General features: G+C 66.3%; 28 protein-coding genes, 2 pseudogenes and 1 CRISPR repeat array. Of the genes and pseudogenes, 15 read left to right on the forward strand and 15 right to left on the reverse strand.

Going from position 1 to position 26,064, the window contains the following annotated elements:
• The first annotated feature begins 11 nt into the window (after positions 1-11).
• The gene (locus LE197_RS01445; RefSeq protein ID WP_057389318.1) at positions 12-1,124 is read left to right on the forward strand and encodes a dihydrolipoamide acetyltransferase family protein; all 1,113 of its coding nucleotides are present in this window, start codon (positions 12-14) and stop codon (positions 1,122-1,124) included.
• On the opposite strand, the gene LE197_RS01450 is transcribed toward LE197_RS01445, so the two are convergent.
• From LE197_RS01450 to LE197_RS01460, 3 genes are all read right to left on the reverse strand, one after another.
• Entirely contained in the window at positions 1,125-1,523 is a 399-nt protein-coding gene (locus LE197_RS01450; protein ID WP_042171120.1) for a DUF2809 domain-containing protein, read from the reverse strand.
• Between the two features lie 93 nt (positions 1,524-1,616).
• Entirely contained in the window at positions 1,617-2,201 is a 585-nt protein-coding gene (locus LE197_RS01455; protein ID WP_042171123.1) for a hypothetical protein, read from the reverse strand.
• 35 nt (positions 2,202-2,236) lie between these two features.
• The gene (locus LE197_RS01460; RefSeq protein ID WP_024914800.1) at positions 2,237-2,503 is read right to left on the reverse strand and encodes a YebG family protein; all 267 of its coding nucleotides are present in this window, start codon (positions 2,501-2,503) and stop codon (positions 2,237-2,239) included.
• A 209-nt stretch (positions 2,504-2,712) separates the two neighbouring features.
• Between LE197_RS01460 and LE197_RS01465 the strand changes: the two genes are divergently transcribed.
• Both LE197_RS01465 and LE197_RS01470 read left to right on the forward strand, forming a co-directional pair.
• Positions 2,713-2,982 carry a DUF2790 domain-containing protein gene (locus tag LE197_RS01465; RefSeq protein WP_003091850.1) on the forward strand — a complete coding sequence of 90 codons (270 nt, stop codon included), beginning with the start codon at positions 2,713-2,715 and terminating at the stop codon, positions 2,980-2,982.
• Between the two features lie 119 nt (positions 2,983-3,101).
• Positions 3,102-3,320, forward strand: coding sequence for a hypothetical protein (locus LE197_RS01470; RefSeq protein ID WP_073648724.1), 219 nt, complete (start codon positions 3,102-3,104; stop codon positions 3,318-3,320).
• A gap of 26 nt (positions 3,321-3,346) precedes the next feature.
• Here the strand turns inward: LE197_RS01470 and LE197_RS01475 are convergent, their stop codons facing one another.
• Positions 3,347-3,634, reverse strand: a complete 288-nt coding sequence (locus LE197_RS01475) for a DUF3509 domain-containing protein (protein WP_003091839.1) — start codon at positions 3,632-3,634, stop codon at positions 3,347-3,349.
• A 174-nt stretch (positions 3,635-3,808) separates the two neighbouring features.
• Between LE197_RS01475 and LE197_RS01480 the strand changes: the two genes are divergently transcribed.
• From LE197_RS01480 to LE197_RS01500, 5 genes are all read left to right on the forward strand, one after another.
• Positions 3,809-4,294 (forward strand): phosphate-starvation-inducible protein PsiE, encoded by a 486-nt coding sequence (locus tag LE197_RS01480; protein ID WP_003091838.1) that lies wholly within the window; start codon positions 3,809-3,811, stop codon positions 4,292-4,294.
• Between the two features lie 100 nt (positions 4,295-4,394).
• Entirely contained in the window at positions 4,395-5,366 is a 972-nt protein-coding gene (locus LE197_RS01485; RefSeq protein ID WP_003091837.1) for an HlyD family secretion protein, read from the forward strand.
• Between the two features lie 3 nt (positions 5,367-5,369).
• Complete coding sequence (locus LE197_RS01490; RefSeq protein ID WP_003098671.1) at positions 5,370-6,542, forward strand: ABC transporter permease; 1,173 nt, start codon at positions 5,370-5,372, stop codon at positions 6,540-6,542.
• A complete protein-coding gene (locus tag LE197_RS01495) occupies positions 6,539-7,672 on the forward strand; it encodes an ABC transporter permease (RefSeq protein WP_003098675.1) in 1,134 nt (377 codons plus the stop codon). The genes LE197_RS01490 and LE197_RS01495 overlap by 4 nt, the downstream gene beginning before the upstream one ends.
• Before the next feature lie 53 nt (positions 7,673-7,725).
• Positions 7,726-8,067 (forward strand): YceK/YidQ family lipoprotein, encoded by a 342-nt coding sequence (locus LE197_RS01500; protein WP_003098676.1) that lies wholly within the window; start codon positions 7,726-7,728, stop codon positions 8,065-8,067.
• A gap of 1 nt (position 8,068) precedes the next feature.
• Here LE197_RS01500 and LE197_RS01505 read toward each other — a convergent pair whose 3' ends face one another.
• Positions 8,069-8,995, reverse strand: coding sequence for a LysR family transcriptional regulator (locus tag LE197_RS01505; protein ID WP_003091833.1), 927 nt, complete (start codon positions 8,993-8,995; stop codon positions 8,069-8,071).
• A 273-nt stretch (positions 8,996-9,268) separates the two neighbouring features.
• On the opposite strand from LE197_RS01505, the gene fpr reads away from it, so the two are divergent.
• Positions 9,269-10,045 carry a ferredoxin-NADP reductase gene (gene fpr, locus LE197_RS01510; protein ID WP_003091832.1) on the forward strand — a complete coding sequence of 259 codons (777 nt, stop codon included), beginning with the start codon at positions 9,269-9,271 and terminating at the stop codon, positions 10,043-10,045.
• Positions 10,046-10,127: 82 nt separating this feature from the next.
• Here fpr and LE197_RS01515 read toward each other — a convergent pair whose 3' ends face one another.
• From LE197_RS01515 to LE197_RS01545, 7 genes and pseudogenes are all read right to left on the reverse strand, one after another.
• A complete protein-coding gene (locus LE197_RS01515) occupies positions 10,128-10,664 on the reverse strand; it encodes a nitrous oxide reductase accessory protein NosL (RefSeq protein ID WP_196752379.1) in 537 nt (178 codons plus the stop codon).
• 16 nt (positions 10,665-10,680) lie between these two features.
• On the reverse strand, positions 10,681-11,508 hold the full coding sequence (locus tag LE197_RS01520) for an ABC transporter permease (RefSeq protein WP_033975521.1): 828 nt from the start codon (positions 11,506-11,508) through the stop codon (positions 10,681-10,683).
• On the reverse strand, positions 11,499-12,407 hold the full coding sequence (locus LE197_RS01525; RefSeq protein ID WP_196752380.1) for an ABC transporter ATP-binding protein: 909 nt from the start codon (positions 12,405-12,407) through the stop codon (positions 11,499-11,501). Before LE197_RS01525 ends, LE197_RS01520 begins: the two co-directional genes overlap by 10 nt.
• Positions 12,404-13,690 carry a nitrous oxide reductase family maturation protein NosD gene (locus LE197_RS01530; RefSeq protein ID WP_079385228.1) on the reverse strand — a complete coding sequence of 429 codons (1,287 nt, stop codon included), beginning with the start codon at positions 13,688-13,690 and terminating at the stop codon, positions 12,404-12,406. The genes LE197_RS01525 and LE197_RS01530 overlap by 4 nt, the downstream gene beginning before the upstream one ends.
• Positions 13,687-15,596, reverse strand: a pseudogene (gene nosZ / locus LE197_RS01535) (TAT-dependent nitrous-oxide reductase). The gene LE197_RS01530 and the pseudogene nosZ overlap by 4 nt, the downstream one beginning before the upstream one ends.
• Positions 15,597-15,638: 42 nt before the next feature.
• Positions 15,639-17,786: a transcriptional regulator NosR gene (nosR, locus tag LE197_RS01540; protein WP_058173258.1), complete on the reverse strand. Its 2,148-nt coding sequence runs from the start codon at positions 17,784-17,786 to the stop codon at positions 15,639-15,641.
• 231 nt (positions 17,787-18,017) lie between these two features.
• Positions 18,018-18,431 (reverse strand): VOC family protein, encoded by a 414-nt coding sequence (locus LE197_RS01545; RefSeq protein ID WP_003098688.1) that lies wholly within the window; start codon positions 18,429-18,431, stop codon positions 18,018-18,020.
• Positions 18,432-18,491: 60 nt separating this feature from the next.
• Here LE197_RS01545 and LE197_RS01550 point away from each other — a divergent pair, with 60 nt between their 5' ends.
• Complete coding sequence (locus tag LE197_RS01550; RefSeq protein ID WP_057389221.1) at positions 18,492-18,794, forward strand: putative quinol monooxygenase; 303 nt, start codon at positions 18,492-18,494, stop codon at positions 18,792-18,794.
• A 6-nt stretch (positions 18,795-18,800) separates the two neighbouring features.
• Here LE197_RS01550 and tsaA read toward each other — a convergent pair whose 3' ends face one another.
• Positions 18,801-19,496 carry a tRNA (N6-threonylcarbamoyladenosine(37)-N6)-methyltransferase TrmO gene (gene tsaA / locus LE197_RS01555; RefSeq protein WP_058017156.1) on the reverse strand — a complete coding sequence of 232 codons (696 nt, stop codon included), beginning with the start codon at positions 19,494-19,496 and terminating at the stop codon, positions 18,801-18,803.
• Positions 19,497-19,529: 33 nt separating this feature from the next.
• A pseudogene (locus LE197_RS01560) lies at positions 19,530-19,897 on the reverse strand (DUF2784 domain-containing protein).
• An 855-nt stretch (positions 19,898-20,752) separates the two neighbouring features.
• Between LE197_RS01560 and LE197_RS01565 the strand changes: the two are divergent.
• From LE197_RS01565 to LE197_RS01580, 4 genes are all read left to right on the forward strand, one after another.
• Positions 20,753-21,067, forward strand: coding sequence for a hypothetical protein (locus LE197_RS01565; protein ID WP_058017157.1), 315 nt, complete (start codon positions 20,753-20,755; stop codon positions 21,065-21,067).
• A 270-nt stretch (positions 21,068-21,337) separates the two neighbouring features.
• Positions 21,338-21,606: direct repeats of the CRISPR family, unit length 28 nt; unit sequence GTTCACTGCCGTGTAGGCAGCTAAGAAA.
• A gap of 340 nt (positions 21,607-21,946) precedes the next feature.
• Positions 21,947-22,465: a PAAR domain-containing protein gene (locus tag LE197_RS01570; protein WP_059309716.1), complete on the forward strand. Its 519-nt coding sequence runs from the start codon at positions 21,947-21,949 to the stop codon at positions 22,463-22,465.
• Positions 22,462-23,169 carry a VRR-NUC domain-containing protein gene (locus LE197_RS01575; protein ID WP_059309715.1) on the forward strand — a complete coding sequence of 236 codons (708 nt, stop codon included), beginning with the start codon at positions 22,462-22,464 and terminating at the stop codon, positions 23,167-23,169. Before LE197_RS01570 ends, LE197_RS01575 begins: the two co-directional genes overlap by 4 nt.
• Before the next feature lie 15 nt (positions 23,170-23,184).
• Positions 23,185-24,270, forward strand: a complete 1,086-nt coding sequence (locus LE197_RS01580) for a DUF3396 domain-containing protein (RefSeq protein WP_059309714.1) — start codon at positions 23,185-23,187, stop codon at positions 24,268-24,270.
• A gap of 254 nt (positions 24,271-24,524) precedes the next feature.
• On the opposite strand, the gene amrZ is transcribed toward LE197_RS01580, so the two are convergent.
• On the reverse strand, positions 24,525-24,851 hold the full coding sequence (amrZ, locus tag LE197_RS01585) for a transcriptional regulator AmrZ (protein ID WP_003091802.1): 327 nt from the start codon (positions 24,849-24,851) through the stop codon (positions 24,525-24,527).
• A gap of 360 nt (positions 24,852-25,211) precedes the next feature.
• On the opposite strand from amrZ, the gene phnC reads away from it, so the two are divergent.
• The gene (gene phnC / locus LE197_RS01590; RefSeq protein ID WP_058017929.1) at positions 25,212-26,048 is read left to right on the forward strand and encodes a phosphonate ABC transporter ATP-binding protein; all 837 of its coding nucleotides are present in this window, start codon (positions 25,212-25,214) and stop codon (positions 26,046-26,048) included.
• Positions 26,049-26,064 lie beyond the last annotated feature (16 nt).

Here is a 26,064-nt window from a genome sequence, read left to right on the forward strand (position 1 = left end):
GGGAGACGACCATGAAGCACTTCAAGCTGCCCGACCTGGGCGAGGGCCTGCAGGAAGCGGAAATCGTCGAATGGCACGTCAAGGCCGGCGACAGCGTACGCGCCGACCAGCGCCTGGTCTCGGTGGAAACCGCCAAGGCGCTGGTGGAGATCCCCGCGCCCTACGACGGGGTAGTGGGCAAGCTGTTCGGCGCCGAGGGCGACATTCTCCACGTCGGCGAACCGCTGGTGGGCTTCGAGGGCGAGGAGGCGGACGCCGGCACCGTGGTGGGGCGCCTGGAGGGTGGCGGCAGCGCCCTGGAGGACCGTTTCTTCATCGGCGCCGCCCCGTCCACCCGCGAACACCTGGCACCGCGCGCGACCCCGGCGGTGCGCCAGTTCGCCCGCCAGCAGGGCGTCGAGCTGGCCGGCCTGAGCGGCTCCGGCCCGGATGGCCTGATCACCCGCGCCGACGTCGAGGCCGCCGCCCGGGGCGCCCGCGAACGCTTCGGCGGCGAGCGCTTGCGCGGGGTACGGCGGAGCATGGCGCTGAACATGGCGCGCTCGCATGCCGAGGTGGTGCCGGTGACGATCTACGGCGACGCCGACCTGCATCGCTGGAAGACCGCACGCGACCCGTTGATCCGCCTGGCCCAGGCGCTGGCCGAGGCCTGTCGCGCCGAGCCGACCCTCAACGCCTGGTTCGACGGCACCTCGTTGTCGCTGAAGCTGCATGAGCGGCTCGACCTGGGGATCGCCGTGGATACCCCGGACGGCCTGTTCGTGCCGGTGCTGCGCGACGTCGGTACGCGTTCGCCGGAGGACCTGCGCGCCGGTATGCGGCGCCTGCGCGAGGATGTCCAGGCGCGCTCGATCCCGCCGGCGGAAATGCTCGGCGCAACCTTGACCCTATCCAACTTCGGCACCCTGTTCGGCCGCTACGCCAACCCCGTGGTGGTGCCGCCGCAGGTGGCCATCCTCGGTGCCGGTGGCATCCGCGATGAAGTAGTGGCCTGGCGCGGCGAGATGGCGATCCACCCGATCCTGCCGCTCTCGCTGACCTTCGATCACCGCGCGGCTACCGGTGGCGAGGCGGCGCGTTTCCTCAAGGTACTGGTGAATGCCCTGGAGCAGTCCGACGGCTGATCAGCGCCGGCGCTCCAGCCACCACGCCAGCAGCGCGCCGAGGGCGTAGGCGAGCAGGTCGAAGCCGTCGGCGGTGCTGCCGAGAACGATGCGCAGCACCGGACTGGAGAATTGCCAATGCAGTTGCGCCGCCAGGTACTGGCCCAGCTCCAGCAACGCGCCGACGGCAAAGGCGGCGGACGCCAGCCAGGCGGCCGGCGCCCTGAGCGCGCTGCTCACCAGGTAGTAGAGCCAGACCACCGCCAGCAGGTCGCCGCCGAAGCCGCGTATCCAGCCCCAGTGCCGGCCCAGGGTGGCGAGCAGGGCCAGCAGGCCGAACAGCAGCAGCGCCAGCAGCAGGCTGCGCCGGTCCAGGCGCCAGCGCCGGGAGCGGACGGGGGAGGTGGGGAGAGCGGGCATGGGACCTTCCTGGTCGATGGGGCTGCCGGGCGTTGTACGGCAAGCGCCGGTTTCCGGCAAGGCGGGCGCGGGCCGGACAAGCGCCGCGCGGACTCAGCGGCGTCGCAGGCTGGCGAGCAGTTGTTCGACGAAGGCGTCGCTGCCGGAGCTGTCGAGGTAGTGCACCTGGGGACCGTCGAGCAGGTAGAGCGCATGGTAGGGCTTGCCGGCCTGGCTGCCGCGCAGGCGGTAGACTTCGGTACCGGCCAGTCGATAGCGGCTGGCGCTGGCGCGCCGGTCGCACAGGCCGAGGGCCTGGCGCTGCGCCTCGAGACGCTCGCGCTCGGCGTCGGGCAGGCCATCCAGCGGCAGGGCTCCGAAGAGCAGGCGAACCTGTCGCGGAAGGTCGAGCCGTTCGCCCTCGTCCGCGCCCATCTCGTTGCCTTCGAGCAGGCGGTGGGCGAGGTAGTGACCCTCGGCGTAACGGGCGATCAGCAGGTCGCCGCTGTGCAGCAGGGTGGCGGGGGCCCGTTGCAGGTCGAGTTGCAGCCTGCCGGCGCCGCCCAGGGCCAGGACCTGCGCGGCGCCGGCAGAGGCTGCCGGTGTCTCGGCGTCCGTGGCCCGGAACGGGCAGGCGAGGGCAGGGGCGCCGGCGAGTCCGAAGAGGACGCACAGCAGGCCGGCAAGTTGTCGCGGCATGTTTCGGCTCCTTGCGCTTTGCTTGCAGCGGCGGCTCATTCGTCCGCGGCGTTTTCCGCGAACAGTTCGTTGAGGGCGTCCGGCTGGTTCTTGAAGGCGCGGGCGAAGGCATCGCGGTTCTTCGCCATGAAGATGCCGAGTTCTTCCACCTGTTCCTCCTTCAGCGACGGCACCGCCTTCTGCAGCACCTCGGCCAGCGTTTCCGCCAGCTCCAGCATCTTGTCGTAACGATCGGCTTCAGCCTTGTCCATGAACAAACGCTCCTGATCCCGGCTGCTGCGGTACACCACTTCGACGGCCATTCATCACCTCTGTGCCTTCTGAGTCGCAAGGTTGCTTTGACTGGTTATCCATACAGTATATGGCGTCTTGCCGTCCGTGGATAGCGCCAGGATTGCCGGCGCATTGCCGGGGCGGTCGTCGTCTGACAGAAATGTCACGCCGGGCTCATGAGCCTGACAGTCTCCGCAGCGTAGTTTCAGGCTGAACGTTCTACCAAGGAGACATCCTCATGAGAGTGATCCCGTTGGCACTTGTCGCGCTGCTCGGCCTGGCGCCGCTGGCCCAGGCGCAGCAGCAGCCCTACGGACCCAACCCGGACTCGAAATCGCTCCGCCAGCATTACGTGGAAGGGCGCCTGGACATCGCCCGGGTGATCTACAAGACCGACCTGTGGAGCGCCTGTGGGATCGTCCCGGCGCGCCTGGTCTACGAGGACTCGCAGGGCGAGCGGCATACCGTCGAGTACAAGGCCTGGGGCAGCGGTTGCAGCGGCAATTGAGCGAACCCGGCGCGGCATGGGCCGCGCCGGGTTTTCCTCGGCTCCTGCGCTTCTGCTAAGGTTGCGCGCCTGCCGCCCGTTGCGCGGCGCATACCTTCCGCCCCGCAAGGATGCCCGGCATGCACGACCTTGGTTTCGCCCTCCTGCTCATCGGCTACGTCTGGTCCGTGGCCAGCGGCGGCCGCCGTTCGATTCCCTGCGCCTTGCTCTGCCTGTTGCTGTTTCCGCTGGCGCAACTGGCCTTCGCCATCAACGACGCGCCGATGCGCCCGCCGCTGGCGCTGGCTGCTTTCGGCGCAGGGCTGGCCTGCCTGAGCGGTGGTGCGGTGTTCGGCTGATCAGCCGACCGCTACGAGACGCGAGATCAGATAGCTATCGGCCAGCGTGCCTTGCCTTGGGTCATCGCCTGCAACAGTTGCGGCGCGCTGGTGCCGTTTTCGATGGCGATGCCGAAGCGGATGCTCTCGATCATCCGCTGCAACTGTTCCAGGTCATGCAGTTGCGCCGGTCGGATCAGGCGCTTGGCGGCGACCCCGCGTTCGTTGGAGAGGGTGAGGACGATGCTGCCGTCCGGCCGCTCCAGGCTGAGGTTGACCCGGTACTCGGCCTGGAAGGCCTCGGTGAGGAGCTGGAAAGGGCTGCTGTCGGTCATGGCGGACCACCTGAATGCTGTCGTGCTGGTTGGGACTGGGTGCCGTCCGGAAAGTTCTTTGTCACCGCCGGGCTGTACCCTGCGCCGACGTGCGGACGTCTATCTGCGCACGTGCCTTGGCCTGGGCCTTGCACGCTTCGGGCCAGGTGGCCGTCGTCTTTGTCGGGAGAAGCTATGAAACAGAATTGGGCCGAGCGCCTGCGCGCAAGCATGCACCACCAGGCGGAGAGCCTCGGCAACCTGCTGGTGGAGGCCTTCCACTACCTGGCCCTGTTCGCCATCGGCGCCACGGTGTTCTGGGCGGCGGGCGCGGCTTTCCTGGGGATGGTGAACAAGGGGCATGCGTCGATCGACGACATCCTCCTGCTGTTCATCTACCTCGAGTTGGGCGCGATGGTCGGTATCTACTTCAAGACCAACCACATGCCGGTACGCTTCCTGATCTACGTGGCGATGACCGCGCTGACCCGCCTGATGATCGCCGACATCCAGCACAACCATACGCCGGACGATGGCATCATCCTGGTCTCGGTGGCGTTGCTGCTGCTGGCGCTGGCGATCCTGGTGGTGCGCTTCGCCTCGGCGCGCTTCCCTTCGGCGAAGTCCGACGGCGCCGCCGCGCGGCGGGTGGCGAGCGAGGACGCCGAAGGGGAAGCCTGATTCGTCGCCGCGCCGGAGCCGGTCTCCGGCGCGCTTCCGGCCAGCGCAACGGCCTGGCAATGTACTACCATCGCCCGGTCGTGTTCAGGAAGCCTGCCCCATGAAGGGATGGAAACTCTTTACCCCGCTGCTGATCCTCGCGATCGTCGCCATCACCCTCTACCTGCGCCTGCACAATCCGCCCCTGCTGTTGCAGGGCGAGGCGGACGCCACCAACGTCATCGTTTCCTCCAAGGCCAAGGGCCGGGTCCAGGTGCTGCACGTGCGGCGCGGCGACGAGGTGAAGCAGGGCGACCTGCTGATCAGCCTCGACAGCCCCGAGCTGGAAGCCCAGCTCGATGCCCTGCACGCGGCGCGCAACCAGGCCCAGGCGCAGCTCGACGAGTCGCTCCACGGTACCCGCGAGGAGAGCATCCGCGCGCTCAAGGCCAGCCTGGCACAGGCCGAGGCCGAGTTGCGCAACGCCGAGTCGGATTTCCAGCGCAACCAGCAGATGGTCGAGCGCGGCTTCCTCTCGCGGACCCAGTTCGACCTCTCGCGGCGTGAGCGCGATGTCGCCCGCGACCGCGTCGCCGAGGCGCGGGCCAATCTCGACGAAGGCCTCAAGGGCGACCGCGAGGAGCGCCGCCAGGCGTTGCAGGCCGCGGTGCGCCGGGCCGACGCGCAGATCGCCGAGCTACAGGCGCAGATCGACGACCTGCAGGTGCGCGCGCCGGTCAACGGCGAGGTCGGGCCGATCCCCGCCGAACAGGGCGAACTGATCAACGCCTACAGTCCGCTGCTGACGCTGGTGCGGCTGGACGACAGCTACTTCGTCTTCAACCTGCGCGAGGACATCCTGGCCAAGGTGCGCAAGGGCGACCGCATCGTCATGCAGGTGCCCGGCCTGGGCGGCGCCGAGGTCGAGACCGAGCTGCGCTACATCGCCCCGCTGGGCGATTTCTCGACCAGGCGCGCGACCCGCGCCACCGGTGATTTCGACCTGAAGACCTTCGAGACCCGCTTCTACCCGTTGCAGCCGACACCCGGCTTGCGCCCGGGCATGAGCGCGCTGTGGCGCTGGACGAACTGAGCGATGGCGTGGGCCGCGCTGAAGCGCAACGCCAGCCGTTTCGTCCAGGCGTTCAACACCGAGACGCGGATCGCCTGCCGCAGCTGGACCATCCACTGGCTCGGCTGGTGCTGGCCGCTGCTGCTGTTCGGCGTGATCAGCGGCGTCTACCAGGCCGGTACCCTGCTGGACATGCCGCTGGCGGTGATCGACAAGGACCATAGCCAACTGTCGCGCAAGTTGATCCGCGAACTCGACGCGACCTCCCACGCCCAGGTGATCACCGTTCCCGCCGGCGTCCAGGAGGGGCTCGACGCGATCCGTCGGGCCGATGCCTACGCCTTGCTCTACATCCCGCCGGACTTCGAGGCCGACGTGCTCGGCGGGCGCGCGCCGAAGGCCGAGCTGTACTACAACGCGCTGCTGTATTCGGCCGGCTATGCCGCCACCCAGGACTTCTCGGCGCTGGTCGCCAGCCTCAACGGCGAATTGCGTCCGCGCCTGGCCGCCGGGATGCCGGCGGCGCTGCCGCACCTGGCGAGCATCAGCGTGTCCTACGACAGCCTGTTCAATGCCAGCGGCAACTACATCTATTACCAGCAGTTCGCCGCCATCGTGCACCTGCTACAGCTGTTCGTGATCGTCACCATGGTCCATGTGCTGGCCCGCGAGGCGCCGGAACTGCGCGCCTCCTCGCCGCACATCCTGCGGGCCAAGGCCCTCGGCGTACGCCTGGTGGGCAAACTGGCGCCCTACACGCTGCTGTTCACCGCGCTGCTGATGCTGGAAATCTTCCTGCTGGTGGCGTTCTCCGGCGCGCGCATCAACGGCAGCCCGCTGGCGATGCTGATGATCACGCTGTTCTACGTGATCGCCGCGCAGAGCGTCGGGTTGGTGCTGTTCGTCTTCACCGCCAACCGCTTCACCGCCTATTCGCTGGTGGGCATGCTGATCGGCGTCGCCCAGACCTACTCGGGAGTGCTGATCCCGGAACTGGCGATGCCGACCCTGGCGCGGGTGATCGCCGAGGCCGAGCCGCTGACCCACACCCTGCACGGCCTGTTCGACCAGTTCCTGCGCCAGGCGCCGCCCAGTTCGGCGCTCTACACCTGCGCCAAGCTGGCGCTGTACCCGCTGATCGCCTACATGATCGCCAAGATGCGCCTGCGCAGCCGCCTGGACCTGAGCCCGATATGAAGAACTACCTGCAGATCCTCCGGGAAACCCTGAAGGCCATGCTGTCCAAGCCGATGTGGCTGATGGTCGTGGCCTCGGTGTGTATCACCTCGCTGCCGTACATGAACCACACCGCCCTCGACCTGCCGGTGGCGGTGGTCGACGAGGATCACAGCGACGTGTCGCGCGAGCTGGTCCGGCTGCTCGATTCGGCGCCGAAGGTCGCCGTGGTCGGCTACGACAGCCTGCCGCAGGCCAAGCGCGACCTGGCCTGGCGCGAGCTGTACGCGATCATCGTGATCCCGCTGAACTTCGAGAAGCGCCTGCTGCGCGGCGAGGCGCTGGTGATCCCGTACTTCGGCGATGCCACCAACCGCATGGCCAACGGCCAGATCCAGCAGGACATCTCGGCGGTCTACAGCGCGCTGACCAACCGCTACAACGCTGCCCTGCTGGAACGCGAAGGCTTCACCGCGACCCAGGCGCAGGTGGTGCTGAGCCCGCTGGTAGGGCAATTGACCGACCTGTTCAACCCCGGCATCAGCTTCGCCGCGATCGTCCTTCCGGGGTTGCTGTCGCTGATCCTGCAACACAGCCTGCTGCTCGGCTGCACCCGCGGCAACATCATGCTGCGCGGCGGCACCCCGCGCTACATGCGCCAGCCGCTGTCGACCCGCTTCGGCCGCTACAGTGCGCAACTGCTGATCTGGACCGTGCTGGCGATGCTCTTCTACGTGATCTGGCCGCACCTGCTGGGCTATCGCCAGTCGGCCTCGTTCTTCATGCTGCTGGGGATCGTCCTGCCGTTCCTGATCGCGGTGATCGCCCTCAGCGAGTTCATCGCCGAGCTGCTGCCCACCGAGGAATCGGTGTACCTGACCATGACCTTCATCACCCTGCCGCTGTTCTACATGGCCGGCTACAGCTGGCCGGAACAGGCCATGCCGGACTGGGTACGCTGGCTGGCCGACGCGATCCCCTCGACCTGGGCGATTCGCGCCATCGCCGAGATGAACCAGATGGACCTGCCGCTGCGCGAAGTCAGCGACCATGCCCTGGTGCTGCTGGGCATGGCCGCCACCTATGCGTTGCTGGGTACGCTGCTGTACCAGTACCGCAACTGGCGCTGGGACAACGTCAAGGGTTGGTGAAGCGGCGCAAGGCCGGCCATACTCGGCTGGCGTTCGCACAGGGAGATGAAGGAATGTTTCGTTCGGGGCTTTCTTTGCTGGTGCTTCTGGGGCTCGCCACGCTCGGCGGGTGCGGTTCCGTCAACACGCTGGTGCGCGACGACGCCAGCGCCGCCCACGACCTGCGCCTGAAGGCGACCGCCTGCACCAGCCTGCCGCGGGTGTACAGCGGGGTCAGCTACACCTTCTGCCGGCTCAACGTCAAGACCGGGTCGCCGGTGGCGCCGGCGCAAGCCGACGGCATCCTCGAGGTGCTGGCCCTCGACTTCGCGCTGTCCGGGGTGATCGACACCCTCGCGCTGCCCTATACCTCGTACCGCCAGTACCGCGACGGCAACCTGTCCCTGGCCAACTGAGTCAGGGAATCAGCGGCAGCACGATCTCGTCGCTGCGGCTGATCCCGGCGGTCTCGCTGCGGCACAGGTCGAGGAACTCGCGCATGGTCGCAGTCTGGTACTTCTGCTTGTGCCAGATGAAGTAGAACTGCCGGCGCAGGTCCAGGCCGGGCGTTTCCACCGGCACCAGGCTGCCGCGGCGGAAAGCGTCGCGCAGGGCCAGGCGGGAAATGCAGCCGATGCCCAGGCCGGACTCCACGGCACGCTTGATCGCCTCGGTGTGCTCCAGCTCCAGGCGGATGTTCAGCGGCCGCGGGTGATGACGCATGGCCTGGTCGAAGGTCAGGCGGGTGCCGGAGCCCTGCTCGCGGAGGATCCAGGCCTCCCGCGTCAGCCGTTCCAGGTCGGCGCCGCCCCGCCGCGCCAGCGGATGCTGGGGGGCGCAGAACACCACCAGTTCGTCCTCCATCCAGGGTTGTACCTCGATGTCCGGATGCCGGCAGTCGCCCTCGATCAGGCCCAGGTCCAGCTCGTAGTGGGCGACCTGCTGCACCACCTGGGCGGTGTTGTGCACGTGCAGGCGTACCCGGCAGTCCGGCTGGCGCTGCATGAAGGCGCCGATCAGCAGCGTGGCCAGGTAGTTGCCGATGGTCAGGGTGGCGCCGAGGTCGAGGGAGCCGAAGGCGGTCTTGCCGTTGAGCAGGTTCTCGATTTCCTCGCCGCGGTCGAGCAGCGCCACCGCCTGCGGCAGCAGTTGGCGGCCGAGGGCATTGAGGGTCAGGCGCTTGCCGGCGCGGTCGAACAGCTTGCAGTCGAACTGCCGCTCCAGCTCGCCGAGCGAGGTGCTGGTCGCCGACTGCGACAGCGACAGCCCCTCGGCGGCGCGGGAGACGCTCTCCTGCTGGGCCACGGCGACGAACACCTCGAGCTGGCGGAGGGTGAATTTCATCCAGGCTTCCTCGTCTAGAGCGAAAGGCCCCGCGACATTTTGCCGTTCCGTCGGCGGGGTTGGCTCGGTTATCCTTGCGCCCCGTCCGCGGGAGCGATGGGAGCCCTCGGCGGCCGGCGGCCGACCGATATCGTGTTATCCCATATCCATATTCTGGATAAGCATTATCCAGACAATTCATTTTGCGGATATTTTGGCAACCGATAAAATGCCGCGCAACTGCGTCACGTCTGCTGCTGTTGGTGTGCGCCCGCGTTTTCCTAGGAGTCTTTGATGAGCAATCTGTACACCGAGCGCGTTCTCAGCGTGCACCACTGGAACGACACCCTGTTCAGCTTCAAGACCACCCGCAACCCGGGTCTGCGCTTCAAGACCGGCCAGTTCGTGATGATCGGCCTGGAAGTCGACGGTCGCCCGCTGATGCGCGCCTACAGCATTGCCAGCCCGAACTACGAAGAGCACCTGGAGTTCTTCAGCATCAAGGTCCCGGACGGCCCGCTGACCTCGCGCCTGCAACACCTGAAGGAAGGCGACGAGCTGATGGTCAGCCGCAAGCCGACCGGCACCCTGGTGCACGACGACCTGCTGCCCGGCAAGCACCTCTACCTGCTCAGCACCGGCACCGGCATGGCGCCCTTCCTCAGTGTCATCCAGGACCCGGAAACCTACGAGCGCTACGAGAAGGTGATCCTGGTCCACGGCGTGCGTTGGGTCAGCGAACTGGCCTACGCCGACTTCATCACCAAGGTCCTGCCGGAACACGAGTACTTCGGCGACCAGGTGAAAGAGAAGCTGATCTACTACCCGCTGGTGACCCGCGAGCCGTTCCGTAACCAGGGTCGCCAGACCGACCTGATGCGCAGCGGCAAGCTGTTCGAGGACATCGGCCTGCCGCCGATGAACCCGCAGGACGACCGCGCGATGATCTGCGGCAGCCCGAGCATGCTGGAAGAGACCAGCGCCGTGCTCGATAGCTTCGGCCTGAAGATCTCGCCGCGCATGGGCGAGCCGGGCGACTACCTGATCGAGCGTGCCTTCGTCGAGAAGTAGTCCTCCGCCGCGCCTCGTCGCGCCAGGCGAAGAAAGCCCCTGCCGTAACCGCGGCAGGGGCTTTCTGCTTTCCGGCCCCCGCTCAGTGCGCCGGGTGCCGGTGCGGGTGGTCGCCGCCCACGCCTTGCAGCACCGCCTGGTCGATCTCGTCGAAGCGCAGTACCCGGCCGCCTTCCTCGGCCGCCAGGCGCGTCGCGGCCTCTTCGTCGGCGAACGAGGCGAGGGTGGCGCCCATGCCGCCCGGCCGCTGGATGCCGACCACGTAGTAGGCGCGGGTGGCGTCGATCAGGCGGGCATCGTCGGGGTGCCGCCAGTCGGCCTGGCTCATGTCGTGGACATACAGGCGCGCCTGGCCCTGGCGGTTTTCCGGTTGCAGCCACCAGCCGAACAGTTCGGCGGTGGAGCAGAACTTGCGCACCGCGTCGGGAAGCACCGCCTCGCCCTTGGGACCGGGCATTTCCTCGATGAGCATGCCGCAGACGTGGCATTCGTCGCCGCCGGCGATCGGCACCGGGCCGAGTGCCGTGGCGTCGTCCCGCGACGCATCGCAGCCGGCCAGCAGCAGGCCGAGCAGGAGCGTGCCGAGCAGAGGGCGCAGGGGGAGGGTATGACGTTGCATGGCGGAACCTCGTGAGTCAGATGGGGCGGCGGCGGAACAGGCCGTGGGCCAGCGCCAGGGCAGCGCCGGCCCAGAGGGCCAGGGCCAGCCAGAGGGCGCTGGCGGACACCGGCAGGTCGCTGGCCAGGGGAACCACCCCGCCGGCGGCGGCTGCGTCGAAGCCGGACAGGTTGATCAGCCGGTAGAGGTCGGTCGGGTTGAGCAGCAACAGCCAGGGCAGCAGCCGCGGGCTCAGGTGACCCTGGCTGAGGACCAGGATCGCCAGCAGGGCCAGGTCGAACAGCAGGACGAAGAAGAACCACAGGCCGAGGGCCTGCCCGGCGGCGCTGGATTTCTCGCCGGCGCGGCTGCTCAGGGCGTAGGCCAGGGCGAGGAACACGCAGCCGAGCAGCAGCGAGGAACCCATGAAGCGGCCGAAGGCGCCCAGCAGGATGGCCGCCTCGACCTCCGGCACCAGCACGAGGATCGCCAGCGCCGCGCTGCCGAAGCCGATCAGGGTGGCCAGGGCGAGGATCAGCCCGTGACCGAGGAACTTGCCGAGCAGCAACTGGCCGCGCCCCAGCGGGTAGGTCAGGAGCAGCAGCAGGGTGCCGCCTTCCTCCTCGCCGACGATGGCGTCGTAGGCCAGCAGCAGGGCGATCAGCGGCATCAGGAAGGTGGCCAGGCTGGTCAGGCTGGCGACCGTCGCCGGCACCGAGGTGAAGCCGACCTGGCCGGCCGTGGCGGCGCCGAACCAGGCGATGCCCACCGAGAGCAGGGCGAACAGCAGGCTGATCGCCAGCAGCCAGCGATTGCGCAGGCCGTCGGCCAGTTCCTTGCGGGCGATGGTCCAGACTACGGGCATGGCGTGGCTCCGGCGGGGGACATGTGGTGGCGATAGAGGTCCTCCAGCGACGGCGGCAGGACCTCCAGGTCGAACTCGCGCGCGGCCAGCAGCGCTTCCAGCACGCCGTCGCGCTCGGCATCGTCCAGCAGTACCTCGATGCGCTGGCCGTCCAGTCTCCGCGCCGCCAGGCCGGCCCGGCGCCAGCGTTCGAGCCACTGTGGGTTATGCGGGCTGGCCAGGCGCACGCGGGTCGGCAGAGCCGCCTTGCGGCGCAGTTCGGCGAGGCTGCCGGCCACTTGCAGGCGGCCGCCGGCGAGAATCGCGGCGCGGTCGATATGCGTCTCGACGCCGGGCAGCACATGGGAGCAGAGGACGATCCCGGTGCCCTGGCCGCGCAGGCGGTCGAGCAATTGGTAGAGCTCGACGGTGGCCAGCGGGTCGAGGCCCACCGTCGGTTCGTCGAGCAGCAGCAGGCGCGGTTCGCCGAGCAGCGCCTGGGCCAGGCCGAGGCGCTGGCGCATGCCCTTCGAGTAGGTTTTCAGGCGCCGCCTGGCGGCATGGCCGAGGCCGACCTGTTCCAGCAGGCGCGCGGCTTGGGCCGGCGCCACGCCCTTGAGGCGGGCGAAGTGGCGCAGGGTTTCCGCGCCGCTGAGCTGCGGGTAGAAGGTCACGTTCTCCGGCAGGTAGCCGAGCTGGCGGCGCACCTCCAGGCTCCTCGCATCGTGGCCGAGGACCCGCACGCGGCCTGCGCTGGGGGCCAGCAGGCCGAGGACCAGCTTGATGGTGGTGGTCTTGCCGGCGCCGTTGTGGCCGAGCAGGCCGAGCACCTCGCCGGGCTCCAGGCGCAGGTCGAGCCCGCTCAGGGCGGTGAGGGCGCCGTAGCGCAGGGTCGCGCCGTCGATCTCGACCAGGCTCATGGCCTCGGCTCCGCGGCGGGCATCCGCATCAGCGGATGGCTGTCGCGCACGCCGGGCGAGCGCACCACCGGGAAGGCGCGCTGGACCCAGCGCAGCAGCTCGATGCTCGGGCTGTTCAGCAGCAGGCGTACCTGCGGGTACAGCCAGATCAGCCGGTCGACGTTGTCGTTGGGCTCGTAGGCGGCGTCGCCGAGGCCGTCGTCGTCGCGGTCCCAGCCCAGGTAGTCGCTCCAGTAGTTGCCGCGGCCGTCGGCGGACCACTCCTGCTCGCGGCTGGCGACGTACTTGACCTGCTGGCGGTTGCCTATGAAGGCGTTGCCGGCGATGCGATTGTCCTCCGAGCCGGCGGTGAGGTGGATGCCCAGGGCGCTGTCGGCGAAGCTGTTGCCTTCGATGCGGTTGAACAGCGAGTTGTAGATGAACAGCGCCTTGCCCTCGGCGCCGGAGATCATCGCGTCGCCGGTGCTGCCGCTGCGCACGCCCTCGACGCGGTTGCCGGCCAGGGTCGAGTAGGTGATGTAGTTCATCAGGATGCCGTAGTTCTCGTCGTCGATGGAGCGGTTGCCGGTCACGGTCAGCTTGCGGCTCTGCATCAGCGCGTAGCCGGTGCGGGTGCGCCGGGTCAGGTTGTCGATCACCCGGCTGTTGTGGGTGAACATGTAGTGCACGCCGTAGCGCAGGTCCTCGAAGCGGTTGGCTTCGATGCTGCTGTCGTTGGAAGTGTCGATGTAGACCCCGTCGCGGGTGTGGCTGACCCGGTTGCCGCGGACCAGGGCGTCCTTCACCGCATAGAGGTGGATACCGTTGCCGCGATCCTGGGAGCGCACGCTTTCGTCGCCCTCGATGCGGTTGTCGAGCACCTGCGCGCCCGCCGTGGCGTCGAGCCAGACGCCGAAGCCCGCGCCGCGCAGGTCGTTGCCGCGGATCACGGCGCCGCTGGCGGCCTTGCCGACGAAGATCGCGGCGTCGAGTTCGGTCAGGTTGCGCCCCCAGTTGCGCAGCCGGCAGCCCTCGACGGTGATCCCGGGGCTGGTCAGGGTCAGCAGGCTGCCGTGGCCGCCGCCGTCCAGTTCGGCGCCGGCCTCGCAGCGCAGGTGCAGAGGCCGGTCGATGACGAAGTTGCCGGCGTAGCGGCCCGCCGCCAGGCTCCAGCGGCCATCGCCGTCGGCCCGCAGCGGCAGGCCGTCGACCGGCTCCGCGCGGGCCGTGGCGAGGCCGAGCAGGAGCAGGGCGAGGAGCGGCCCCGCCCGGCGCCCGGCCATCGACCGCGCTGCGTGGATCAAGCCTTTTCCACCAGCATCCGCCCGCACATTTCCATGTGCAGGGCGTGGCAGAACCAGCTGCAGTAGTACCAGTGCACCCCGGGCTTATCGGCGACGAAGGTGATCGACGAGGTCTGTTGCGGGCTGATCTCCATGCAGACGCCGTGGTTGACCATGACGAAGCCGTGGGTCACGTCCTCGATCTCGTCGAGGTTGGTGATGGTCACGGTGACTTCGTCGCCCTGCTTCACCTTGAACTCGGTGAGGCCGAAGGAGGGCGCCATCGAGACCATGTAGACGCGGACCTTGTTGCCCTCGCGGATGACCTTGTTGTCCTTCATCAGGTCGATGCCGTCCTTTTCCGCGCGCTTGACCGTTTCGGCGAAGAACGGGTCCTTGCGGTCCCAGATCTTGCGGGTCTTGATCTGGTCGCGGCGGGCGAGGATGCAATCGTGCGGTTCGGCGAAGGTCGGGCCGTCGTGGACCAGCTTCATTTCCTCGCCGGAAATGTCGATCAACTGGTCGTTCTCCGGATGCAGCGGACCGGTGGGCAGGAAGCGGTCCTTGGAGAACTTGCTGAGCACCACGATCCACTTGCCGTCGGCTTCGCTGGTCTCGCACAGGGTGGCGTGGTTGTGCCCCGGCTGGTACTGCACGTCGAGTTTCTGGCGGATGTAGTCGACCTTCTCGCCCTTGTAGGCGCGCACCGCGTCGGCGAGGTTCCACTTCACCAGCTGGCTGTCGATGAACAGCGTGGTATAGGCGTTGCCTCGGCCATCGAAGGTGGTGTGCAGCGGGCCGAGGCCCAGTTCCGGCTCGCCCACCACCACGTCGCGCGGGTCGGCCAGCTTGCCGGCGAACAGGTCGGCGAGGCGCTCGATGGCGATCATGGTGCAGGTCGGCGAGAGCTTGCCGTTGGCGATGAAGTACTTGCCGTCCGGCGAGGTGTTCAGCCCGTGGGGGTTCTTCGGTACCGGGATGTAGCGGGTCACCGGGCTGTCCTTGCCGTCCTTGCGCCGGCCGTCGACCACCGGCACCTTCGAGTCGCCGAGGGTGACGAAGCGCCTGGCCTTGATCTCGGCCTCGATGCGCGGGATGTCGAACACCACCACCCAGTCGCGCTCGTTGCGCATCATGCCGCCGAGGTCGACGGCCTTTTCCGAGTTGTAGCAGGTGGAGGCGGCGAACCTGCCGCTGTAGTCCATGTCGGTATTGTCGAGGTTGCCGTCGACGATCACCTGCCAGGCCACTTCCATGGTTTCGGCGTCGATGGCGTTGTACAGGGTGAAGGCGTTGTCGCCGGACAGGTCGAAGGTCGAGCCGTCGTTGGGATGGGGGATGATGAACTCGGCGTTGCAGAACACGTAGCGGGTGTGCGGCACTTTCTGCAGGCGCAGGCCGTGGATCGCCTGGACGTTGGGGATGGTGACGATGCGGTCGCATTTCATGACGTCCAGGCGGATGCGCGCGACCCGGCTGTTGGCCTTGTCGTTGATGAACAGGTACTTGCCATCGTACTTGCCGTCGGTCATCGAGATGTGCGGATGGTGGCAGTCGCCGTTGAGGAAGCGTGCGCCGTCGCCGAGGACCCGCTTGCTCTCGTTGGTCAGGCCCCAGCCGGTGGCCGAGTCGACGTTGAACACCGGGATGCGCATCAGCTCGCGCATCGACGGCACGCCGAGTACGCGTACTTCGCCGGAATGTCCGCCGCTCCAGAACCCGTAGTACTCATCGAGTTCGCCGGGGCGACCTCGGCCTTGCTGCGCTCGCCCTTGCTCGCGGCCCGGGCCTCGCGGCCGACCACCGCGCTGCCCAGGGCGCTGGCGCCCACCAGGGCGGCGGCTCCGGTCAGCGCCGAGGCGCCGAGGAAGCCGCGGCGGTTCAGGCCATGGGTTTCTTCGTGGGTACTTTTCGTGTCGTCGCTCATCTCGTGTCGTCCTCAAGGGCAGTCAGGGGAAAGGGAGCCAGGTCAGAGGTTCTCCGCGGGTATCCGCCCGCTGTCCGCAGGCGCGCTCTTCGCGCGCTTCTTGCGCTTGTTCACCAGCGGCGGGCACTTGTTCTGGTCGTGGTAGGTCATCTGGCAGTCGAGGCAGTAGTGGCATTCGTTGGCCTCGATGCGGCCGTCCGGATGAATCGCCTGGATCTCGCATTCGCGGGCACAGAGCTGGCACGGCTTGCCGCATTCCGCGCGGCGCCTGAGCCAGTCGAACAGGCGCGCCTTGGCCGGGATCGCCAAGGCCGCGCCCAGCGGGCAGAGGTAGCGGCAATAGACCTTGCGGGTGAACAGGTTGACCGCCAGCAGCGCGACGGCGTAGGCGACGAACCACCACTGGCGGTCGAAGCCGAGGGTGATGGCGGTCTTGAACGGCTCCACTTCCGCGGCCTGCTCGGCCAGCGCCAGGGATTCCAGGGAGAGGCCGAAGAGCGCCAGCAGGATGATGTACTTGATCGCCCAGAGCCGCTCGTGCACGGCGAACGGCACCTGGAACTGCGGCACGCGGAGCTTGCGCGCGAGTTCGTTGAGCAGTTCCTGCAGCGCGCCGAACGGGCACAGCCAGCCGCAGAACACGCCGCGGCCCCAGAGCAGCAGGCTGGCTGCGGTGAAGGTCCAGAGGACGAACAGCAGCGGGTCGCTGAGGAACAGCTCCCAGCGGAAGCCTTCGAACAGCGCGTGGACGAAGGTCAGCACGTTGACCACCGATAGCTGGCCGAGGCTGTACCAGCCCAGGTAGACCAGGGTGAACGCCAGGTAGGCGGTGCGCAGTCGCTGCATCAGGCGCGGCCGTCGCACCAGGCGGTCCTGGAGGAAGAGGATCGCCAGGAGCAGGACGAGGGCGGTGCAGAGGACCCCGATCTGGAAACTCTTCTGGTACCAGACCCGCAGCCACAGCGGCCGGGCGGCCTCTTCCAGGGCGGCCAGTTCCTCGGCCGTTGGCTGCGGCCGCTCCAGGTATTCCTCGGGCGTCTGGCAGGCCAGCTCGAAGCTGGTGAATACCCCCGCCACCGGGCCGGTCTGGCGCCGCACGAGCAACTCCAGGGTCCAGGGCGAGCCCGGATCGAAACGCTGGCTGGCGCGGGCGACGAAGATCGCCATCTCGCGGAACTCCGGCATGCCTTCGGCGTAGACGTCCGACAGGCGCTGGTAGTCGAGGTCGCGGAAGCTGATGATGTCGCCGAACTGGCGCAGTTGGACCCGATCGAAGATGCCGCCGCGCACGTAGCCGGAACCCTTGAAGGAATACTCGCCGTCGCCGAGCACGACGAAGGCGTATTCGCCTGGCTTCAGCGACGCCATCAGTTCGCGGTACTGGTTGTCGCCGAGCAGGCTGCGGCCCACCGCGGGAGGGTTGAGCAGGGCGCTGTAGAGATCGATGAACGGCTCGTCGCGGTGCGCCGCGTCGGCTTCGCCGATGCCTTCGGCCTCGCTGCCCTTGAAGGCGTCGTCGATCTGCCCGCGACTCAACTGCAGGCGGCGGATCGCGCCGTTGCCGAGCAATTCGCTCCAGCTCGCCGGCGCTGCCGGTTGCTGGCGTACCTGTGCCGGCTTGGGCCGCACATTGCCGCGGTCCTCGATCAGGCCGAGGGAAACCGCCACCCTGTGCGCGGCGCGCATGACGATCTCGTTGACCACCATCACCGTCACCGTGGCACCGCTCACCGCGTCGACGGTAACCGCCTGCGGGTCGCTGGAGCGGCCGACCACCACCCGCTGGTCGGCGCGCACGCCGTCGTACCTGGCGCTGAAAGCATGCAGCTTCTCTTCCGGGATGCCGATCAGCAGGATCGGTTCGTGGTGTTCGAGGACGTAGGCGTCGCGGATAACCGCCTGCGGATCGAGGATCACCTGCAGGTTGATCGGCTTGCCGGAATAGGCCGGGATGTCGGTGACGCCGAGGGTCTGGAAGGCGTAGCCGAGGGTTTCCTCGCCCTTGCTCAGGCGGCGTACGCCGTAGTCGCCTTCGGGGTCGCCGATCCGCTCGACCGCGGGGAATACCTGGGCGATGCGCAGGCGCTCCAGCTCGCTGAGTTCGGCACCCTGGGCGGCGAGGCCGACCAGCAGGAGCATCCAGGCGAAGACACACCGCCACGATCCGGCGGAAAAACGAAGGGCGCGCATAGGTTCCATCTACTACTGGCTACCGGCGAGAAAAGGGACGCCGCGCTGCGGTGGGGTCTGCGCCTGGCGGTGGAATCGCTTCCGTTGCCGGATGCTAGGAGGAGCGGGGGCGGAACGCGCTTGATGAAAGTCAAGAAGTGGAGATGGGGAGCAAGCGAGGTTGCTGGCCCCGAGTGCACCGAGTCTCCCCCCTCTCCCTTCAGGGAGAGGGGGGAGGGGGCTGCCCGAGGCTCAGGCCAGGCGCTGCCCGGATACCGCCGGATGGTACAGCGGCTGCACCTTGTTGCCCGCCGGGTCGAGCAGGTGGAAGCTGCGCGCGCCGTCGCCGTGGTCGAAGGGTTGGTCGAGCAGGGTCACGCCCAGCGCCTTCAGGTAACGGTACCAGGCCTCCAGTTCCTCCACGCTGTCGACGACGAAGCCGTAGTGATCCATGGTCTGCAGGCCATTGCTGGCGGCGTGGGCGCGGCCGAGGGAAAGGTTGTCGTTGCCGCAGGTGAGATACACCAGGTCTTCGTTGGCGCGGTTCAGCACTTCCATGCCCAGCACGTCGACATAGAAGCGCTCGCATTCTTCCAGGTTGGGCACCAGCAGGGCGAGGTGACGCAGGCCGTTGAGGCGGGAGGGGCGGGCAGGACGGTCGGACATGGGTTTGCTTCCTTTTTTGTATACAATAATTTTGTAAATCTAAAACAAAAGGAAGTTTCCGTGTACTGCATCTTTATCAAGACCCGCCTCAGGCCCGGTTGCGCCGAGGCTTTCATCGATGCCATCCAGGTCAACGCCGCCGCCTCCGTGTCCACCGAGCCCGGCTGTCTGGTATTCGACGTTTCCCGCGACCGACAGGACCCTGACCTGGTCTATCTCTACGAGATCTATCGCGATGACGCGGCTTACGAGGCACACACCCGCACCGCGCATTTCCGCGACAGCCGGCCGTTGGTCGAGCCGCTGATCCTCGAACAGGAAGTCTGCGAAAGCGACGCGCTGGCGCTCAATCCGCTGCGCTGAGAAGGCTCAGTCGCCGCGAGCGACGTCCAGCACGCGGATCAGGTCCGGGCGCGGGTAGTGCCAATGCACGTCGAGGTCCCACAGGCGCACTCCGTAGCGGCGCCCGGGCTCCGGCTTCTGGTAGGCCGGACGTGGGTCCTGGGCCAGGCATTGCTCGATCAGCTCGGCCACCGGCTGCTGCAACCGCTGGCCGTGCTCATGGGCCTGGCGCCGCGCCTGCTCGCTCCACTCCACGGCGATGCCCGGCGGCGGCGCGTCGGCGATGCCGTTGCGGGCGTCGGCCACGGCGTCGGCGTAGGGTACGTAGGGCTTGATATCGAGTACCGGGGTGCCGTCGAGCAGGTCGATTCCGGACAGCCACAGGCGCCCCGCTTCGAAGCCCTCCAGGCGCACCACCGACTGGCCGATGCCGTTCGGCCGATGGGTGGCGCGGGTGGCGAAGACTCCCAGCGAGCGGTTGCCGCCCAGGCGCGGCGGGCGCACCTTCAGTCGCGGCTTGTCTTCCAGGGCCTGGTGGAAGAGGAACAGCAGCCAGACATGGCTGACCTGCTCCAGGCCTTCCAGCGCTTCCACCTGGTCGAACGGCGGCAGCAGTTCCAGGGTCCCCCGCGCCGCCGGCGCGAGCAGCGGCTGGCGCGGGATGGCGAACTTCTCCATGAAGCAGGAGCGGATGTAGCCGATGGGAGAAACGCTGTGGGTCATGGCGATGGGTGCGGAACGGTAGGGGCCGACATATTACCCGGCGCGCCCCCGGCGCCGCAGCAGGTACAGATAGACGACTAGGTTGAACAGCAGCACGATGCTGCCGAGCATCCACTGCGTCGCTGGGGTCAGGCCGGCGGGGTAGATCAGCGGCAGCAGGTAGTGCTCGACGAAACACCATCGTAGCCGGCGTCCCCGGCGGCGTGGCGCAGGCGGTTTTCCCACGGCGTCAGCGGGCACGGCAGGCCGAGGAATTCCACCGCGCAGCCCCAGACCACCGCCGGCAGGTGCAGCCAGGCCAGGCGCGGCCAGCGCAACAGCAGCAGGCCGCCGCACAGGACGAAGAGGATGAAGCCCAAGTGCAGCCAGACCAGGGCGTCGGCGGCCAGTCGGTAGCTCATGCGGTTCTCCATGGGGCCGATCCGCGCGCGCTCCCCTGCTACGGGGCGGCGGCGGATAACCGCAAAACGGTTATTCGCCCACATCATGGCCTGGCCATATATAAAGAAAAAGCTGGCCTTATCCCAAGGGGCGGCTTTTCATGGCGAAGCGTGGGAGCGGCGGATAACGGAGTGTTCGGCCTCCAGGGCAGTGAACAGCCGCTGCTTGGAACTTGAGTGGGCCTGGTGTTGGGTGGTCTAGCTGCTTGCCGTGCCTGCCTCGACTTCTTGTTTCGCCTTCCCAGGCGAGTCCCTTTTGCAAGCGTCCAAAAGAAACCAAAAGACTCCCCCTTCATCCGGCCCCAGCCGCTGCGCGACTGGGGTGCCCTCGCTGCATCGTTGCTCCCGGTGGCACGCCCCACCGATTGGAGTCCAGGCATGACTTCGTGCCTGCCAGACCTCCGCAGGCCGGCCTGGGTCCGTAGGGCGAATAACCGCTTGCGGTTATCCGCCGTTTCTCCGGGGTAACGGCGGATAACGCCGCTGGTGCTATTCGCCCTACCAATCGAGACACAACCGCATCCGCTCGGCACCGCCCACCGACCCTTGGCGTATCCGGGGTATCGGCGGATAGCGCCTGTAGCGGTATTCGCCCTCAGGCTCTGGAAACACGCCGGACAGCTCCTCCGGACATTTCCGCAGCCTCTCTCAGAAGCCCAAGGCTTGGATAAAAACCCAGTAGGAGGATGATAGGTGGGGTCGCCAAAGCCATCCCCGGGATGCGTTGCAGCGGCAGAAAAGACGCGGGCCGCAGGTGCAACGAACACCTACGACCCGCTAACCACAAACCAGCTTACTGTATGAAGGAGCTGACCCATGGCTAAGCCGAATGATACGTCCAAGCCCCCGGTAACAGAACCGTCCCCCCGCTTCATCCCGCTGCTGCCCACCTCGCAGGCCAACCGCTTCCCGCACAACGCCACGCTGTACCTCGACACCCAGGCGCCGCCCGGCCAGTTGTTCGAGAGCGCGAAAACGCGCCTGAAGTCGGCGATCAACGTCCTCGCCATGACCTGCCTGCTCGACGAGAACGAAGAACCCGGCGAAACCCTCGCTTACATCAACGGCGCCTTGCTGAAGCTGGTCAGCGACGCCCTCTCCGAGATCGAAGCGGCCCACCCACGCCAGTAGCGCCGTCCCAAGCGCGACGCCCCCGGCCTGGCCAGGGGCTTTGAGACGCGATCCCTTCGAGGCCCATTTGCGCGTAAACGGCGAGGCTCACCGCCCGTCCCGCCCATCGCGAAATGGCCTCCAATTGCCCGAAGCTTCCGACCCTTTTTTCGGACGGCTTCTTACGCCCTTTAAAATCAATAACTTACCAAGACACGAAAAAAGAGGGTTGCAGACCAGGAAAACCCTGTATTTCTTTTTCCTTCAAATGGTTATAGGTTTTCGCGGCTAGTTCACTGCCGTGTAGGCAGCTAAGAAAGTTGATCCTCGGGGGACTGGTATGCCGGCATTGTTCACTGCCGTGTAGGCAGCTAAGAAACAGCGGCGGCGACGCTTGGCCAGACAGCGTGATGTTCACTGCCGTGTAGGCAGCTAAGAAATTGTCTTCGGATGCGAAGTGGGCATTCGTCACGTTCACTGCCGTGTAGGCAGCTAAGAAATCGTATTCCCCGCCGGCTACACTTTCCCATGCGTTCACTGCCGTGTAGGCAGCTAAGAAAAGTCAAATACAGCCTGTAAGAGAACCCCCATTGCTCACTGCCGTATAGGTGGCCAGGAAAGCCGGCTGCGTATCCCAGTGATGATGGGGGTTCCAGAGTCCACACACTGGAAGTTCCGCCTCGCCGACTTCATTGATTGCGCCCCACCGTGCCGATGATTTTGCCCCCGGCAGCGGCAAGGAGCGGCTACTCCGCTCGCCCCATCATCAATGAAAGTTAAAGAATCGTGCGGTCTCGTATCTACGACAGCAGTAGTCGAAGTGCACAGGAAGTTGCGCCTTTCATCTCCATTACTTTCGCGCGAGATATATCGCGCATGAACGAATGCAAGGATTCGCACATGAGTGGAAAACCCGCCGCCCGCGCCACCGATCCCACGGCCTGCTCTCTGCCGGGTCACGACACCAGCCCCATCGTTCAAGGCTCTCCCGATGTCATTTTCGATGGCCTGCCCGCCGCACGACAAGGCGACGCCTCGGCATGCGGAAGCCCGATCGCCTCGGCCGTTTCATCGACGGTCTTCATCAACGGCCAGCCCGCCGCCACCCTGGGCAGTGTGGGTGCCCACGGCAACGTGATCATCGGCGGCTCGGGGACAGTGCTCATCGGTGACGTCTTCAGCCCCGCCCCGTTCTCTCCCGTCGTCCCTTCGAACCGCGACACCGCCCCATTCTCCGGACGCTTCCAGCTCATTGACCAGGAAACCGGCAAGCCCGTTGCCGGGCGCAGGGTGAAGGTCTGGTCGAGTGGCGGTTGGAGCGCGCTCGATACCACAGATGCCGAAGGCCTGACCTCGTGGATCAACCACGAGGCATCGGAGTCGATCCAGATCGATCTGATGCCGGGAGGTGAAGCATGAGCGATCAGCCCAGCCTCGCTCAGGGCGGCATGAGCCCCGAAGGCAAGACCAACCCCGTCGGCATCCTGGAGCCCAAGCTCGATCCGCAGGACAAGAAAGTGCTGTGCTCGGCGATCTGCCATTGCAGCAGCACGCCCAACGTCAGTCAGGATGGCAGGAACCTCAAGCAGGCCTGCGTGGCCCAGCGTCTCGGCGAACTGGACGAGGTTCTCCGGGGGCGCAGCCCGTACAAGCCCGAAGTCAGTTACGACATGACCAAGAACCCGCCGCAGCCGATCCTCGACAGCCAGACCGGCAGCAGTGCGCATGGCTGGATACCGGGCTGGATCAGCAAATACTGGGATGAAGACCCGGAGCATCCGCCATTCAAGCCGGGTCGAGGCATGATTCGTCGGCCTGACGTGGTGATTGTCAAAGACCCGATCAAACCGCCGACCCAGGACAATATCAAGCAGGTGGTGGAGATGAAGTTTCCACCTGACCGGCGTAATGCGAGGCAGAGTGACGCCTACGGTGCCATAGCCGGCAGTAAAAATAAGGTCGTCGAAATGCAATCCACCGAATGCGACTGTAGCCAGGAAAAACAGCAATCCAAGGTACCGGTAGAACAGCTCGGATGGGCTGCAACTATCGCAGGGGCGGTGATGTTTATCGTGACACGTGGTCGATCTCCGCGACCGTCCATCCCAGTCCCAGCCTATTGATTTGGAGGAAATTTCATGGAGAAGGAATTCAACTTGGCCGAAGAGTTGGCCAAGCAGCCACACCTGCTGGAGATGCCCGGTAACCTGCTGATGAAAGGCGGTCCCGAGGACTATATCGGCGCCGCACTCTGCCTGCGCGGCACGCTGTATTTCAAGGAGGCCCATACCCCTCTGGTACGCGAGGCGTTGTGTCAGTGTTTCGACGAGTTCAAGCGTTGCGCCGCCCCCCGCCTGACCTGGCTATGGCGCGAGGAGCCGCCAGAGGGAAAGCCGCTGACTGCATACAGTGATGCAAAGCCACTGCGCGAAATGCTGGCCAGCATGGATGAAGATTACCCGCTGAGCTTCTACTACAGCAGTGGCAAGCAGTCGATTGATGCTCCTGATTGGCACTTTGAAATTTTTGGCCAATCTGCATGGGAAGCGAAGATTGGGCGTGACCTAAGCGTTCTGGAGTTCTCCGTACCACTGCTGTATCAAGAACAGAATCCACTGAGCTTCCTGCGCCTGCTCCTTGACTTCGCACGTCGTCTGGCTCCGGAGCAAGGCTATGCCGGGCACGCCTACAACCTGTCGCCGACCAGCCGAGACAACAACGAGCCCACCGAAGCCTTTATGGCTGCGCGGATACCGGGCTTGGATGTGGGGACAGCCAGCCTATTGGCTAATATTCCTGAGTTCAAACCCACCAGGATCAAGACTGTCAGTTGGCTGACCGTACTCGATCAGCAGCGTCTGGAGCTGCTCGGCGGCCTGGATGCCCTGCGCAGCCAACTGCCATCCAGCCATTTCGCCTTCTACGACTACGGCGCCGGCGTGGTGATCCAGGCCGGCGCCTATCCGTCAGGGGGCGACGGTGAGGACCCGAGACCGGCCGCCTACGTATTGCTCAACCAGGTGCTCAAGGGCATCCGCTACGAAACCGTCGGTTCGCTGCACGGTGGTTCGCACGACGGCGAACTGCGCCTGGTCGGCTGGTCCGCCGACCAGTGGCTCAAGCGCCTGGATGTGGATGAGAGCGACATACCGGCCTGGCGCGCCAGGCTGCTCGGCGACGAACCATACCTGGACGCGACGAATACCCTGCCGGAACGCCTGTAGAGCAGTCGCCTGGATAGGCTGCCGTCCCTGGAGTCGATTCGAAGAAAACTTCATGAGCCCTGAATTCAATCTGATCGAGGAATTGGCCAAGCAGCCGTGCAGGCAGCTAAGAGAAACAGAGACTTCTCGCTCACATCGATGAGAAGACCCAAGAAAAACGGCGCTTCCCTTGCTTAAGGAAGCGCCGTTTTTCTTGGCTGACTGGCATTAGACGAATGCCGGCCATTTCAAGCGCTACGCGTGGGCTTCGGCGCTCAGGCCTGGGCCAGCTCCGCATCGTGTGCGATCAGGGCGACCAGTGCGTTCTGCTGACGGTGGGTCAGCTGGCGGAAACGCTGCAGCAGCTCGCGCTCGTGCAGGCTGAGTTCCGGGCTGTCCAGGCGAACACCGAGATTGTCTTGCAGCGCCCCTTCCTGGAGCAGGCTCTGCTCGAGTCGGGCGATGATCTCGGAGTTCATGCTGCGATGATGGCTGCGAGCGACTTCTGCGATCTGCTCACGCATGCCCTCGGGCAGACGAACGACGAATTTGTCAGCGGTACGGCTGGAGTAGGTAGGAGTTGCCTGTTTCAGTGGGCGCATACATTGAACCTGTAGAGTCAGGGAAAAGCGGTGCCGAGGAAGCGTTCATTGTTCTCGGGCCTATGACCACGATTTCCGCCAGCCGTTCAGTCTGTTATTTCGGAAACAACAATTAGTTGACGTCAATTGTGCGTTGCGTGCCGGCGTTTTGCCAGTACCAGCTATCTGAAATGCGAGCGATTCAGCAAAAGCCTAGTTTTTTACTGGGGGTTGGATGATGGCCTTCTGACCATCGGTCGTTCAAGGGATTGTCACTCGACTGTCATCGTCACTTCACCGGGCTGACACAGTCTCCTTCTATCTTGGTCTACACCAGATGGCGCCGCTGGCGTCTTCGTGCAACCGATTGGAGGGAGAACGATGAGCGCGGTGATCCGTGTCGACAGCCTGAACAAGACCTTTGCCCGCAAGCAGGCGCTTTTCAACCTGAAGCTGGAGATCCAGGCGGGCGAGATGGTGGCGTTGATCGGTGCATCCGGCTCCGGCAAATCCACGCTCCTGCGCCACGTCTCCGGGCTCGCCCGTTGCGACCGCGACAACGGCGGCAGCATCGACGTGCTGGGCCGCCGCCTGCAGGCGTCCGGCCGCCTGAGTGGCGAAGTGCGTCGCCTGCGCGCCGACATCGGCTACATCTTCCAGCAGTTCAACCTGGTCAACCGCCTCAGCGTGCTGGACAACGTCCTGCTCGGCTTCCTCGGTCGCATGCCGCGCTGGCGCGGTTCGCTGGGGCTGTTCAGCGCCGAGCAGAAACGCCAGGCCCTGGAAGCGCTGGCGCGGGTCGGCCTGGCCGATTTCGCCGGGCAGCGCGCCTCGACCCTCTCCGGCGGCCAGCAGCAGCGCGTGGCCATCGCCCGCGCCCTGACCCAGAAGGCCGAGGTGATTCTCGCCGACGAACCGATCGCCTCGCTCGACCCGGAGTCGGCGCGCAAGGTGATGGACATCCTCGCCGACATCAACCGCCACGACGGCAAGACCGTGGTGGTGACCCTGCATCAGGTCGACTACGCGTTGCGCTATTGCCCGCGCGCGGTGGCCCTGAAGGGCGGCCGGATCCTCTTCGACGGCAGCAGCGAGCATCTTTCCGAAGGCTTCCTCAACGAACTCTACGGCGCCGAAGGGGATACCCCGCTGCTGTTTTCCGACCGTGCCCGGCGCGGGGCGGAGAGCCAGCCGGAACTGACCCTCGCGCGCGCCTGACGTCATTCGAATCGCA

It is taken from the genome of Pseudomonas sp. PS1(2021), assembly GCF_020405165.1.
Classification (GTDB): domain Bacteria; phylum Pseudomonadota; class Gammaproteobacteria; order Pseudomonadales; family Pseudomonadaceae; genus Pseudomonas; species Pseudomonas aeruginosa.